Source organism: Pseudomonas sp. KH_017, from assembly GCF_057840285.1.
The window spans coordinates 4,896,103-4,910,430 of the sequence record NZ_CM174509.1 but is presented as its reverse complement, the minus strand read 5'-3'; the positions used below and the strand labels follow the sequence as shown (position 1 = coordinate 4,910,430).

Annotated in this window: 12 protein-coding genes; 2 read left to right on the top strand and 10 right to left on the bottom strand. The window is 54.5% G+C overall.

All coding sequences use genetic code 11. From position 1 onward, the window contains the following. Positions 1-64: 64 nt before the first annotated feature. Positions 65-2,551, bottom strand: coding sequence for an arylsulfatase (locus AC3IT6_RS22290; RefSeq protein WP_489352837.1), 2,487 nt, complete (start codon positions 2,549-2,551; stop codon positions 65-67). A 181-nt stretch (positions 2,552-2,732) separates the two neighbouring features. Here AC3IT6_RS22290 and AC3IT6_RS22285 point away from each other — a divergent pair, with 181 nt between their 5' ends. Next, positions 2,733-3,848: a formylglycine-generating enzyme family protein gene (locus tag AC3IT6_RS22285; RefSeq protein WP_489352835.1), complete on the top strand. Its 1,116-nt coding sequence runs from the start codon at positions 2,733-2,735 to the stop codon at positions 3,846-3,848. Positions 3,849-4,083: 235 nt separating this feature from the next. On the opposite strand, the gene AC3IT6_RS22280 is transcribed toward AC3IT6_RS22285, so the two are convergent. The 8 genes from AC3IT6_RS22280 to AC3IT6_RS22245 all read right to left on the bottom strand — a co-directional run bounded on the left by AC3IT6_RS22280 (position 4,084) and on the right by AC3IT6_RS22245 (position 11,942). Next, a complete protein-coding gene (locus AC3IT6_RS22280; protein WP_150754083.1) occupies positions 4,084-4,281 on the bottom strand; it encodes a ribbon-helix-helix protein, CopG family in 198 nt (65 codons plus the stop codon). 56 nt (positions 4,282-4,337) lie between these two features. Beyond that, on the bottom strand, positions 4,338-4,583 hold the full coding sequence (locus AC3IT6_RS22275; RefSeq protein ID WP_489352832.1) for a hypothetical protein: 246 nt from the start codon (positions 4,581-4,583) through the stop codon (positions 4,338-4,340). 1,092 nt (positions 4,584-5,675) lie between these two features. Continuing rightward, positions 5,676-5,921: a hypothetical protein gene (locus tag AC3IT6_RS22270; RefSeq protein ID WP_489352830.1), complete on the bottom strand. Its 246-nt coding sequence runs from the start codon at positions 5,919-5,921 to the stop codon at positions 5,676-5,678. A 404-nt stretch (positions 5,922-6,325) separates the two neighbouring features. Continuing rightward, complete coding sequence (locus AC3IT6_RS22265) at positions 6,326-8,521, bottom strand: hypothetical protein (protein WP_489352828.1); 2,196 nt, start codon at positions 8,519-8,521, stop codon at positions 6,326-6,328. Then, positions 8,518-9,480, bottom strand: coding sequence for a hypothetical protein (locus AC3IT6_RS22260; protein ID WP_489352826.1), 963 nt, complete (start codon positions 9,478-9,480; stop codon positions 8,518-8,520). Before AC3IT6_RS22260 ends, AC3IT6_RS22265 begins: the two co-directional genes overlap by 4 nt. 1,437 nt (positions 9,481-10,917) lie before the next feature. Beyond that, positions 10,918-11,319: a hypothetical protein gene (locus AC3IT6_RS22255; protein ID WP_489352824.1), complete on the bottom strand. Its 402-nt coding sequence runs from the start codon at positions 11,317-11,319 to the stop codon at positions 10,918-10,920. A 64-nt stretch (positions 11,320-11,383) separates the two neighbouring features. Beyond that, complete coding sequence (locus AC3IT6_RS22250) at positions 11,384-11,620, bottom strand: helix-turn-helix domain-containing protein (RefSeq protein ID WP_236191336.1); 237 nt, start codon at positions 11,618-11,620, stop codon at positions 11,384-11,386. A gap of 118 nt (positions 11,621-11,738) precedes the next feature. After that, complete coding sequence (locus tag AC3IT6_RS22245) at positions 11,739-11,942, bottom strand: helix-turn-helix domain-containing protein (RefSeq protein WP_305483389.1); 204 nt, start codon at positions 11,940-11,942, stop codon at positions 11,739-11,741. Positions 11,943-12,129: 187 nt separating this feature from the next. On the opposite strand from AC3IT6_RS22245, the gene AC3IT6_RS22240 reads away from it, so the two are divergent. Beyond that, positions 12,130-12,603: a hypothetical protein gene (locus AC3IT6_RS22240; RefSeq protein WP_489352821.1), complete on the top strand. Its 474-nt coding sequence runs from the start codon at positions 12,130-12,132 to the stop codon at positions 12,601-12,603. A 10-nt stretch (positions 12,604-12,613) separates the two neighbouring features. Here the strand turns inward: AC3IT6_RS22240 and AC3IT6_RS22235 are convergent, their stop codons facing one another. After that, on the bottom strand, positions 12,614-13,825 hold the full coding sequence (locus tag AC3IT6_RS22235) for a site-specific integrase (RefSeq protein ID WP_489352819.1): 1,212 nt from the start codon (positions 13,823-13,825) through the stop codon (positions 12,614-12,616). Positions 13,826-14,328: the final 503 nt, after the last annotated feature.

The window sequence follows — 14,328 nt, the reverse complement described above, 5'->3', positions numbered from 1 at the left end:
CACAATGGGGCTGTCGCTGATAAGTCGCGGATCATCTCTTGCGAGTTGACCCGCGTGCTTTTTCCTAGTCTTTGTTGCCGACCTTGTTCTGAGCTGTTTCCTTGCCCGCGACATTCAACTGCGTTGGTTCGAGCTTGACGGTAAGTTTGTGCAGTGAACCGGTGAATGCAAAGGGCACCTGGTAATCCTTGTCATCGACGGGGGTGCCAGTGTCAGAGCCGACATCGAAACTTTCATCCACACCGAAGACGAATGGAACGCTGTGGGGGATCGTATGGCTAGCCAGTTGCTTGCCATCCACCGACAGCACGCCGGTGCCGCCTTTACCGAATCCCGGCCCAGCGTATTTGAAATCAAAGCTGATGCTGTGCTTTCCGGGAGTGAGCGCCTCGGTCCCTTCCCAGCGGAATAGCGCAACGCCTTCAAGGTTGTAGCTGAAAACCGGCTTACCTTTCAGGAGGTAGAGGGCATAACCACCAAAGCGGCCGCCGTCGGTCACCAGCACACCGTCGCCGCCATTTTCCGGAACAGTGACGTCAGCCGTAATGACGTAGGACTTGTTCAACACGTTGGGCTCGTTGCCCGGAAGAATGCCGGTCACTGGCGACAAGTAATTGAACTCGGTGCGTCCGGCCACGATGCTCGGCCGCTGCGCAATGACGCGTGTAAAGCCGGAAGCGTCGAGCGGCAATACCTGATACTTGTTCGCTTCCACCCAGAACAGATCCTGTAGTTCCTTGAGCTTGCCAGGGTTGGCGGCGGCGATATCGTCGTTCTGCGTCCAGTCTTTGGTGATGTCGTACAGCTCCCATTTGACGCCATTGACGATGTCTTTCGGTGGCTGAGCGGTGATGTCCCAAGGTGCGCGGTAGGGTGTCGTCGATGCCATCCAGCCCTCGTGATAAAGCGCACGCAATCCAAGCATCTCGAAATACTGCGTGGTGCGTGTAGAAGGCTTGTCGGCACTCTGCTTGTCGAAGAGGTAAGCCATGCTCGTGCCTTCGATGGGTTTTTGCGCAATGCCGTCTACCTGCAGAGGCGCATCAATACCGGCGGCTTCAAGGATCGTCGGCTCGATGTCAATGACGTGGTGAAATTGGTTACGGATGCCGCCGGCATCCTTGATCCGGTTCGGCCAGGAAATGGCCATACCCTGGCGGGTGCCGCCAAAATGCGATGCAATTTGCTTGGTCCACTTGAAGGGGGTATCCATTGCCCAGGTCCAGCCCACGGCCATGTGCGGATAGGTCTGGTCCGAACCCCAAGCGTCTAGATACTTCATCTGGTCGGCGACCGGCACGTCGATTCCGTTGAAGGTCGTCATTTCGTTTGGTGTGCCATTAGGGGTGCCTTCTGCGCTACCACCGTTGTCGCCACTGATGTAAATAATCAGCGTGTTGTCGAGCTTACCTATGTCATCAATTGCCTGGATCACCCGGCCGATTTCGTGATCGGTGTACGCCAGATAGGCCGCGTAGACTTCCATTTGGTGGGCATACAGTTTTTTCTCGTCCGCCGGCAGTTCGCCCCATTTTTTCAGGGAGTCCGGCCACGGCGTGAGCTTGGCTTCCTGCGGGATGACGCCGAGGCGCTTCTGGTTGGCGAAAATCTGTTCACGCGCGGCATTCCAACCTATGTCAAATTTGCCCTTGAATTTGTCAATCCATTCGGGCGTCGGGTGATGCGGCGCGTGAGTGCCGCCGGGGGCATAGTAAAGAAAGAACGGCTTCTTCGGATCGAGCGCGTTCAGTTCATTGACGTAGCCGACGGCATCATCTGCCATCGCGGTAATAAGGTTCCAACCCGGTTTACCGACGTAAGGATGGATTGGCGTGGTGTTGCGCATCAGATTGCCCGGTTGCCATTGGTTGGTTTCGCCCCCCATGAAGCCGAAAAAATAATCAAAGCCCATACCAATGGGCCATTGATCAAACGGACCGGCCTGACTGATCTGGAATGACGGCGTGTTGTGGTTTTTGCCAAACCACGACGTTGCATAGCCGTTGTCCTTGAGGATTTTGCCGATGGTCACCTTATCCTTGGTGATGACGCTGTTGTAGCCGGGATATCCGGTTGAAACTTCCGTGATGACGCCGAAACCGACGGAGTGATGGTTGCGCCCGGTAATCAAGGCGGCGCGCGTTGGTGAGCACAGTGCCGTCGAATTGAATTGCGTGAAGCGCAACCCGGCTGCCGCGACGCGATCCATGGCTGGCGTCGGGATGATGCCGCCGAACGTACTGGGCGCGCCGAAACCGACGTCGTCGGTGATGATCAACAACACATTGGGCGCGTCTTTGGGCGGGACGACGGTCGGTGACCAGTAGGGCGTGGAGTTCCCGGCGTCGAGGTTGATAACACCACCGAATGACGCTGGAGGATTAGGGAGATATCTCCCATCGATGGTCGTGGTCGCGCTGGGTGAACCGGGCGTTCCGTTGACTTCTTGTGTCGCTGCATTGGCGCAAGAGAACGCAAGCAAGGCAACTGCAAGTCCTGAACTGATGTGCTGGCGCAGCCATAAAGGTTTATCCCAGTGTGCAGTGGCCATGGCCAGCTCCTGTAAACCCCCGAAACCCCAAGCTCGGAGTGTAGAACCGTTTTCTTCTCTCGCCAGTCCATCTCAACGTTAACCCGAGTGGCCGTTGACTTTGGGGGAGTGGTGTCTATACCTGATCTTGATACTAGGCAGGTTCAGCCGAGGCCGCAGACTGATATCAAGAGGAGCGCAAATGCTTATCAGGAAACGGCGTTTTGGTATCGCCATCGTCTGCGCCGGGATCGTGTCGGTTTGCCTGGCGTTTGCGGTGTATCAGCACATTCGCGGCCCCGTGCCGTTGACACTGGGTGATGGAAACAATGGTCCCTTGGGAATGGTCTGGCTTCCTGCCGGCGAATTTTTAATGGGCAGCGATCATAAGCAGGCGCGTCCAAACGAGGGGCCGGCGCACAAGGTTCGCCTCGACGGGTATTGGATCGACCGTTACGACGTCACCAATGCCGATTTCGCCCGTTTCATTTCTGAAACTCATTACGTCACCACCGCCGAACGCAAACCCAAATGGGAAGACCTGAAAGTCCAACTGCCGCCGGGGACGCCTGAGCCGGATGACAGTGTCATGGTGCCCGGCGCATTGGTCTTTGTCGGCACGGACAGGCCAGTCCCGCTCAATGATTTCAGCCAGTGGTGGACATTTGTCCCGGGAGCCGACTGGCGCCACCCGCTGGGACCTGACAGTACCATCGAGGGCAAGGAAACCCATCCGGTTGTTCAGGTTTCACGTGAGGATGTACAGGCGTATGCCGCATGGGCGCACAAGCGCCTGCTGACCGAGGCTGAATGGGAATACGCCGCAAGAGGCGGACTGGAACAAGCGAATTATGCGTGGGGTAATGACTTCTCGCCCGGCGGGGAACAGATGGCGAATACCTGGGATGAGGTACAGCCGTTTCCCGTGACCGGGACCAGTAACAAATTCAAGATCGGCACCAAACCGGTAGGCAGTTACCGAGCTAATGCCTACGGGCTCTATGACATGTCCGGGAACGTTTGGCAGTGGGTTGCAGACTGGTATCGTGCCGATGCATTTAGAGTTGGGCCCAAGCGTCAGCCGGCGGGTGAAGTAGCGGTGAACCCGGAAGGTCCTTCCGACAGCTACGACCCGGAACTTGGGGTGACGGCCAATGCACCACAGCGTGTCATCCGAGGTGGATCTTTCCTTTGTAGCGATAGCTACTGCACGAGCTTTCGAACCAGCGCCAGGCAGGGCGCAGACCCTATGAATTCCATGTCACATCTCGGCTTTCGCTTGGCGATGAGTAATGATCAATGGGAAAAGCACCGTTGAATACAACATGCACGCGAGCGATACGTGAAAATACGAATGACCGCTCTTGGCCGATTGCTGACTATTTCAATCGGCGGAAATCGACGAGAAACCGCCATCCAACGTACATAAAGCCACGGATTTTATGAGTGTTCTGCTTTATATACGCGCGCACGCGCGCATGCGCGTACTGGTCTGAAAATCATCAAAATTCGCACGCTTTAGGGCCGACGAAAATCCACCTGTTTCAGAACGCTTAGGGAACTGCTGAAACACGGTTCTGGAACAGAACCACGTCACGCTCCAGCTTCTCTTCGATAGCCAGACGCACGAACTCTGAACGGTTGGCGCTGGGATAACGGATCAGCCGATCAATCGCGGCCACGGTTTCAGTTTCAACTGACACAATCAGCCGGGTCTTGGGTGTTTCCTTGAATATCCTGTTTTTGCTCATGGTTTTTGGCCTGATGGGTGCTGCGGTTTTATGGGGGCTCAGCAGTGTTTTGGCGATCAGTGATCCACAGGAGGAGCATGCCAGGCCGGATTGCTACGGATCAGACATGCCACGGCCTTGGGCAATTGGTGTTGGTGTTCCACCAGGTCATGCCTGTCGAGAAAACCTTGCTTCAGCAAGTACTCGGGCGAGGCGCCCAGATGGGCCGTCACGCGACGCAACCAGTCCTCACCATCCATGACGGGCGTCGGCTGCGTCGCCAACGTGCCGGCAAGGGCCTTGGCGATTTCCTTGTCGGTCAACGCTTTCGATACCTGGCACGGGCACTACGGATAGCAGGAGAGCGCCATGGCGCCGCAAAGCATCCTGCTCGACCTCTGCCGTAGTCTGCTCGAGGAAATGCTGCACGACCGCTCCGGACTCCAGAACCACCAAGTGGAGCCAGGCCAGTGGTGCGTGTGTATGCACGGATGAGCATGATGTGCTTTTAGTATCAGTTTAGGTGCACTCTATGTGCTACACGTAACCGGATTAAACGGGACTGAAATAGTTGGGTTGGAGGGGAGCGGGGAGGGGATTTTTGTTCCAGTAAGTCAGGGGTAGGCAAAGTGATACGTGGCCGGGTTTTCGGCTCAGTCACTTGCCTCTAGGTATGGATCAGAAAGATCGGAATACCTTCGGATAATGGCGGAAGGTCGCCGCAGTTTGATGTCGGACTTTCGGACATCAAACCTGGCCTCCCATTTTGGTAGGTCAGATGTCGCGACACGTTTTGCGAATTCTGAAAACGTGTCGCGAAGTCGATGCCGAGGCAAAGTGAGGTAGTCCCATTTCAATTTGAATGGCTCAAATGTGAGCCAGGATCACTATTGAATCCCGCCTGCTCCAGCCTGCTTTCAGGGGGTACTCAGTGCATTTTTTGGACATTCGAAGATCCTAGACTAGCGTCATGGGTGCAAGGCAAACCGTTGCTTTACCCATGAAATCACTTGCTCAAAGGAACGACGATGGAACGCTATAGGAACCTGGGAGGAGACTCAAATGTGGCTGCATTTGAGATAGGGAATGGATCTATCACCGTCGAATTTATGGACCGGACGCAGTACCTGTATACAAATCAGAGTGCGGGTCCTGGATCTATTGCAGAAATGCATCGATTGGCTAAAGCCGGTAGAGGGCTGAATAGCTACATTTCGCGCGTAGTTAGGAAAGGCTACGCAAGGAAAATTCGCTAGGAGCTGGAGAGCGCGACACGTTTTGCGAATTATGAAAACGTGTCGCGGAGTTGGTGCCAAAGCAAAGTGAGAAAATCCCACTTTGGTCCAAATGGTTCAAATGTGAGCCTGGATCACGATTGAAACGTGCCTGTTTCAGCCTGCTGCCAGGACTGCGGATTAGGCTTCAGAAAACCCGAGAGCCGTAAGCTTGAACGCTTCCCCGTTACGCAAGACCTCTACCCATCCTTGTTGAGCAGCAAATGCCATCCCAGGCTTGAAGTCTTCAGCCTCAAGACCACGTGGATGCCAGACAGCGTTGAAATTTTTGATCTGTAGGACGTGATCAGGGCGACTTTTAAAATGATCAACGAATATCGCAAGAATCTCGCGAGCAGTTTCTTCTGGGGTGGGCATAGAGGCCATTCGTAACTCCTTTGATTGGACTAAAGTGGTGCCTTCGGTGAGGGCCGGGCCATTGAAGCTATCAATAGGGCCACTTGTTGTCCATTCTCGAAAAGCTAGCAACGTTACCTGCCTGTCTCACTGAGACCAAAACGTCACACATCGCGATGTTTCACTGTGGGAGCGAGATTTTGCAGGGTGGTTGCCTGGCTGCCAGATTTGCACTCAAACCTGAGGGCACTAGCCAGATGCGCGGAACTCTGCTCGCATCTCGTACATACACCAGGTGTGCTCAGATTTGAGCACACCGATGATGGCCCAGCTTTGGACTATCCCTACTTTTCGATTTGAAATCCAGAAGGGGCAGATTTGAGATCCGATCCTTGGCCTGGGTGTAGGGGGAATCCCTCATGCTGGTCTGTGGCTCAGGCTACCAATGGTGTGGCGTCGAATCCCACGTCCACCGCCTGGGTTAGTGCATCGTGGACCAGAGTAGCGAGGTCGCTATGAATTTCATTCCCTTCTAAATGGCGGTATAGCGTTTGTTTTAGGTAATCATCCCAACTGTTGTCCCAGCGTGATGGCTCGCTACACCATGCCTTAAGGGCGGCTTTAGCTGTATCGTCGGCTTGTCCACGGGCTAGTTGTACTAGATGAGTTAGATACTGTCCTTCAGGAAATTGTCTAAGCAGCTCGCGCCAGTGGTCAGTATCGATATTCTCTGGGCTTAGAGCTAAGCGCACTGGTAGCGAACCAGCGAAACGGTCGATACGCCCTCGCATTTCTATTCTGTATTCCGGCAGTGCCAGCCCTTTCACCACCTGGGCGTAAGCATCCGCTGAATCATTCAGGGCAGTATCTATCAGCTGTAGGGCATCTGCTTGACGTTGTTCGCCGAGACGAAACAGTAAGTCCGCCTGTGCCACCTTACTGATTCTCTCCAGCCGTGGGAACTCCACTTGTTCCGCAGCCAGCGCCCGTTCGGTGACTTCCTCTTCCCAAGTAACTCTTTGTTGTGAGTCACCGCGCTGACGAGCTCTTTGCAAGTGTTCTCGCACTTCTTCCTGACCGGCAGAACCAGCAGTGACAAGGCGTTTCAGAGTCGCAATACTTGCCCTTCTGCTTGCTACATGGGTGTACTGTTCCAGCACCTCAGTTGCTTCCGCATTCCTCCCTTCAGCTACTAACAAGATGCCAAGGGTGTACAAAATAGTATCTCCCTCCTTGATCCCCTTATTGCTACGCAGTAGTGCTAAGGCCTCATCGGAGCGATCGCTTAACCATAGCACCCGCGCCAGTTCAACGTGGCTAAGGGCGTCATTTGGGTCGAGGGCTACAGATTTGCGTAGCAATGCTTCCGCCTCAACCAAGCCACCGCGCTCAAGCCACTTCAGAGCGAGCTCAGCGCGGAGCACCACGTTTGAGGGAATGCGCCGTATTGCTTCCCACAACACCGCCTCGGCTAGGTCTGAGCGGCCCAAGCGTTCAAGGGCTGTGGCGCGAACACTCCAGGCGTGGCCATTAGCGGGGGCCCATAGCAAGGCGCGCCGTGTAAGTGTGAGCGCTTGGCCTGGCGCACAATCCAAGATCATCCGGGCAATATTGGTACAACTCGTGACGAGGTAATAGCTTTCTCCAGTGGCGTCGGCGTAGCTTTCCACTTGATCGAGAAGTATCGAAATTTTACCCCAAAGTTTCCGAGTTAGACCCTCCTCTCCGTACTCTTTCTCCACTGCCTTAATTGTGCCTTTGATATCCCTTGGCAGCTGGGGTACGCGGCGCGATGGTGCGGCTTTACTCGGCCCTTGCAGGGCTGGATCGGACTCTTTCAGCCAGTCGGTAAACGGGTGGGCAGCAATGCGTTCATCATTGAGAATCGCCTGCCAATGGTCACGCCAGAAGCTCGGCTGACGCGGAAAAGCAGCCTTAAGTGAGCGCCACTCCTTCACGACTTCACTTTTGAAATGCTCATTTCGTGGTAATAGTGACGCCCAGCGAGCTAGACCGACAATCAGGTCATGGGAAGGACCACCAACTTTTCCTACAGGGATAAATGCAAGTCCCAGCAAGGCGGCATCCAAGCGTTGGCGCAGACGTGGTACGGCCGCTTCGTCGCAGATACGCAGCCAAAGAAAACGGAATTCATTGCCTTGTTGCATATGGCTGGCTGCGATGAGCACTGTTCGGCCTAAGTCAAAGGTTGCGTCAACACTGAAATTGTCAGCCCAGCGCAGCAGATCGAAGAGCTCGGTGCGCATCCAGGTACAGCTATGAGGAAGGTTACATCTTCCAGCAGCATTAAGGCGCCAAGTTGCTCGGAAAGCCTCCCCAGTTTCGCGAATAAAACGCTCTACACCTCCAGGTCGGGTGAGTGCCTCTTCGGTGTTAGCTCGTCGCACCTGCAACCATCGCAGTAGTGCTCGATCAAGGAGATCCCATTCAGGTGCCTCCGGCGTTAGATCGCCCATCAGTGCCATCAACGCTTCGCTTTGGCTGGCTCGTTGCAGTCCCGGAAGATATGCAGCGCCACGCAGCAAAGTATCCACCGCACGCTCCGGCTCCGCATTCAGGCGTTCCAGCCAAGGATGGCGTGCGGAAAAAAAGTTTGAGGTGACGCTCATAGGACTCCGAAATCATCCCGATTGCTGAGAAGTTGAAGCAGCGCCAAGTGGTCACCGCGCAGCTTTGATACCCGCTCTGGAGAGGCGTCGGCCCGAGCAGTGATGGAGCCTATCTTCCAAATATGGTTAGGATTGTAGTCCATCTGCATATGCAGGACCTCTGAAGTGAGCCTGTTACCGTCACCGATACCAGCGAGATTTAAGGTTCTACCGTAGTCCTGTTCCCTTGGTGATGGATGGAAAATTTCATAAGGTTCGGCATCTAGGGCCGTAGGGACCGCAAGGGGGTGTCCTGCCTGGAGTATATGAGCTCGCTCAGTAACTTCTTTCACCTTATAACGCATCAGCACCACTGGGTGAGGGCCGTAGCAATTAGTGGGGGGTAAGTGCGCAAGGCCAAGAAGGTCCCGCAATCGCTGGGGCCAGTTTGAGGCATCTATATCTTCCTCTAGTTCCTGAGCAAAAGCGGCAAAGCGTGGTCGCACCGCATTCGGGTTGCGATTGAGAGAGTTGCATACTTTCTGAAGAAGCGCTTTCGCATCACCTGCTGTGATATTGGAGTCGCGCTTTCCCCTATAAATTTCCAGGATGTCTTCTAAATCGGCCAAAGAAGTCTTGATTTCAGTCAGGGCATAGTCCAGAGATTCAACGCGAATGAGGACCTGTTCTTCACCAAGAGCAGAAGAGACAGCGCTCGGTAGGGCAGCGTCGGCGTTTAGTATCTGGAACGTCTCTGGTAGCGCTTTATAAACAGAGGCCGCCAAATAATCGGCATGACTTTCTAGCCAATGTTCATAGGTTGGTCCAGTAGGTCCATGGTTGGATTCGTACTTTTCCTGCCTCGCCACACTTACGCGCTCTTCGAAGCGAAAGTTCTCCGCCCGGGCCCGCAGAATGACATCGGATGACTCAAGCAAATCTTTGAGCAGGTGGCATAGAGGCGGGTGTGACGGATTCACAGACTCATCCATTTATCTAGAAATGCGAATGATGATGCCATAGTGGTATTAACAAAGCACCACTGGAGAAGGTCAGTTTGATGCATGAACTCCGAATCAACTCCCAGCAGCAGCTCATTTTCGCGATCGCCCAAGGCACGGAGCCATACCAAGTGATAGCCAGAGGTGGGTGTAGGAGGGGGCACGCACGGATCGCGGCCTTATTCCACGTTCCCCCCCCCCAACTCGAGGATATGCATTTTTTGCACTTTCGTATTGCGTTACCACTCACGGCAATGCATTTTTGTTTTGTTGTGAGTGGTAACGGAAGTGGATATGACAGATCAGAAGGTCCTTAAGGGGCCGTTATCGGCGGCCGATCGCCAGAGACTCTACAAGGAGCGCCAGCGTGAGGCAGGGTTCAGGCACACCACGGTATGGATTCATACAGAAACAGAGGAGGAGGGTAAGCAGGCTGCACGGGATGGAAAGCCACTCAAGCCGATGGCGTCGAAAGACCCATTGAGCTGGGCGGCGGGCTGGATCAGCGAGAAGTGTAAGCAGTAGGTGAGCGATCCGTTCACCCATAAATCGGCTGAACGATGCGAGCTATGACGTCTTCCGCAAGTTCCGGCTGAAAGGGGGTGAGCAATGACTCTTGATAATGCGTCTCTTCAGGTTGCAACGCTTTTTGTGCTCACCGGCGCACAACGCGCGCTGCTGGCCGAGCTAATAGTCGCGGAGCAACGTCACGCAAGCCGTTAGTGGACGCACTTGAATGAGATGCGGTGGCGCAAAGAGTGGCAAGAATGGGCAAATGCTGCGGTAGCGGGCGGCCACCCTGAGTACGACCTGTGGTGTGAGAGCAGGAAGGCATTGAATCAGGCGCTTTTCGGTTCAGACGACCCTGGTGCTGATCGGCCTCGGCTTGAGGTTGAGGTGTAAGCAGGTATACAACGAAAACTTCGTAGTAACCAAGGCACTACCCCGTAACAGGGTGGTGCCTTTTCGGCTTGAAACACGGCTCGACTTCTAGGGTGGCGGGTCGGCGACTATCGACCTTTGCCCTTTTCAACTTGGTAGATCAGATCCTTCCTCACTTCCTCCGCGCATGGGCGACACATACCGATTAGCGTCCAAGGCAAGTAGTCGAGAACAAGGAACGTGAAGCCCCTGATGCGCTTACATTTCCCTGCGTGGCTGTGTTGGCAGCGGGTCTGTTTGATGGCGTGCAAGGTCACTTAATAACCCCTATGGTGGTGTAATTATATAAGACTGGGATTTTTTCCCGTTGGCCCCACCTCTGGAGACCCCGGTTTTACTGGAAGGCACTGGGAAAAAACCCCAGTGGTTCATCGGAACCAAAGAGCAACGGGATATAACCGGACAGAAAACACTCTTGCCACTGGGATTTTTTCCCAGTACTCGGCGGAAAAAATCCCACCGGAAAATTCGAAATTAAATGAATCTGAACCGGGGAGGGCCCGGAGAGACTTCCAGATTTTTGCCCGGGCAATCGTCTATGGCCGCCCAGGTGATCGCGTAGAGCGCTGGTTGATGTTTGCCGTCCCTCGCAAAGGGACCGTGCTCCCTTGTTTTCACAATCAGCCCAGCAGCTATCAGCTCCTCCAGCGCAGACCTTAAAGTTTTGTCATCCATGCTCCTTCCGGATGCGAGCATCGCAACAGTGCAGGCAAGGTCGCCGTTGTTTTTGCCGTTGTAGTTCCTGGCCAGCTTGATCAGTACCACCACTGCTTTTGGCGACAGGTTGTCGAAGGCGTCACTGACCAGCAGTCGATACGGCAGGGCCAGCACTCGACCGCCGCCAAAGTCGACCTTGTAGGATTTCTTTCTGGCCATTCAGCGGCTCACAGGCAGGTGCGAGCGCTCGCCCCAAAAATGGGGAGAGCGCTGCATATCTGGTTTACGACGCTTCGCGCATCAAGATGTACTTGGCTACGCGATGCGGTGGGCGGCCTGGCTCAGTGGACTGATGCGTCCAGTAGGTGCGGATTTCGTGCCCCTTTTTCCTGAGGCGTCGAATGGTGTTTGGTGGCTGGACGATATCCAGATCCTTTGCCGCTTCGATGGTCGAAACTGGACCGTTTCGCAGCGCCTCCATCATCTTGTGGTCTTGCTCAGTTGAAGAATGGCGTGTCATAGTTTGCCCCTCACGTTGGTGCTATCCAGTGTGTTTTCGCTAAGGCGGTGTTCGAGCACCGCCTTGGCAATCTTCCGCGCAGTCCTGCGCAATACTTCCCCTTTATTCTTTTCGTGCTTCACCGTGCGCCGGCCTTAGCTGCGCGCTCAATGAACACCTTCAGTTCAGACGCCAGTGCCAGGCGCCGCCGACCAATCTTGAAAGTCTTGATTTCGCCTTGGGCGATGAGCTCGTAAGTAGCAGAGCGCGAAATACCCAAAATGCGGGCAGATTCTTCGACGCTCACCGACAGCGGAGCCATTTGTTGCGGGGTTTGTTCCATGGTCGTCTCCCTAAATTCCGGCACCGAAGAGGATGCCAGATGTTGCTAGGTTACAACGCATAAATCTATCAGTGCAAGCAAATGCTAAACAGTATCGTATTCGCATGGATTGACAGTGGTTTGCGTGTCGCGCAAGCTGTGGTCATCAGGTCAGCTAAGCTGATCTTTACAGAGCAGATGGAATGGTATGGCCACTAAGACAAGTAAGCGGATCGGCGAGACCAGCACGACCGTTAGTGTGGGAATAAGGATTGATCCAAAGATCAAGTTCGCCCTAGATATGATGGGGAGATTGCAAAAGCGATCGCTCACCGCTGTGATCGAGTGGGCTATTTCTAATGCGATGAGCCAGCAAGCCATTGATAGCTCGAAAGGCGTCACAAAAATTACTGAGGCTATCGATGCAATCTGGTCTACGGACGAAGCGACCAGATTCATTAATATGTGTTTTGAAGTTCCGACAATGCTTACCTACGATGAGCTAAGGCTTTGGGATACGATCAAGCTAAGCAAGCTTTTTTGGACGACCAGCTACCCTACTGACTATAGGGAACACCTCAATGAATTGGTGCTTCGGTTGAATTGGAGCCTGCTAAAAGACCACGTTGAAGAGCACAAGAATTCCCCTTCGGTGGTGGAATTCGACGACATCCCGTTCTAGGCATCAATAATCAGATCAACTCAACAGCCGCGGCCTTGGTCCCTGGCGCTAGGTGGGCATAGCGAAGCGTCATCTTGATATCAGTGTGCCCCAGTAGATCCCGTACCGTGTTGAGCGGTACGCCGGCCATTACCAGGCGTGACGCGAAGTCGTGGCGCATATCGTGCCAGCGAAAGCCGTCGATCTTGGCTCGTTCAAGCAACTTGAGCCAGGCGCTTTTAACATCCTCCAGGCGGCCGCCTCCCTGGCTCGGGAAAACGTACTGAGACTTCCCGACCTGCTTTTTCCAAGCCTCAAGTACTCCAAAGGTTTCCTTGTTCATCGGGATATGCCGTGTGTCGCTCGTTTTGGTGGTGGCGCCGGCGGCGGTGATCGTTTTCGTTTGGAAGTTCACTGCTGACCATTTCAGGTCGAACAGTTCGCCGCGCCTCATGCCGGTATTCAGCGACACCAGCACCATGGGTTTCAGGTGGTCAGTGAAGGGCAGTTGCAGCAAACTTTGCATCTGCTCTTTGCCGCGATCTGCTCGCCATCTGTTCGCAGTTTCGCGTTCGGCCCGCGTCTCATCTTGGCGGGCGTCCAGAGCTTCGCGCAGGCGTTTGGTCTCGTCAGCATCCAGATATCGGATCTTTCCCACTGAATCGACTTTGAGCTGTTTCAGTTTGGCCAGTGGATGTGCGGCGATGTATTCCCATTCGACAGCTCGGCTAAAGACGCCGCTGATCGAGCCCATTTTTCTGTTCACAGTTGAAGGTTTGTTGCCGGCCTGCATCCACCCCGTACGGATCTGCTCCAGGTCGCGGCCAGTGATCGCGTCGAGCCTCTGAGGCATAATCGCCTCGAAGTTGTTGTTGAGCGTGTGCAGGGTTTTCTCGTGGCCTTTGTGATGAGTTTCGAACCACGGCATATAGGTGTTGTCGATGAACTCGCGCAGGGAGGGTAGGGTGGCACCCTTGCGGCCTTGGGTGATCACCAGCGGCTCGCCGTGCTCGTGTGCGTCGGCCAGGTATCGGGCAGTCTCGGTGCGCGCCTGGTCAAGCGTCATCACCCCGACGCGGCCGAGGGTGGCATTCTTGTTGCGGCCCCAAGTGATCATGTAGGACTTGTGCCCGCTCGGCAGCACGCGGATGAACAGACCCGGCTGCACAGTGTCATGCACCCGGTACGCTTTCTGTTCGGTAGTCAGGCTGTTGATGAGCTTTTGGGTGATCTTCGTTTTCAAGCAGTACAGCTCCGTGACAGCACCGTGGCAGCAAAAAGGACTATACGGCGCCGTTTTCACGGACGCAACTGGACAAGAGGCCGCGTAATTGCTGGGCTTGTCCGGCCTTGGCTCGCTATAAATTGACCCTCCTAAGGGGAAGGTTGGCAGTTCGAACCTGCCCTGGGACACCATATTTTGCAGCTCCCCCGCCTGTTTCAACGCTTCGTTTTCACGACTTGTAGATAAAGTTCGACAAATTCAGGTGCCAGGGATTTTCGAAGCCATCAACTTTACCTTCGTGACGTTCCATCTCTTCTCCGTAGTCTGAATCTCCCATCCCGCCTGTACACGCCGATCGTCACCACTTCGTGGTACGTGAATCCCGACGACTCGGCAGGCGCGACCCAGCAGGAGACGCTGACGACAACGACACCCAGAGTTTCGCCGCCAACTTAAAACAACGACCATCACCTTGGTCGGGGTCGATCTTCAGAGTAACGACATCTTTTTTGGCAGTGCCT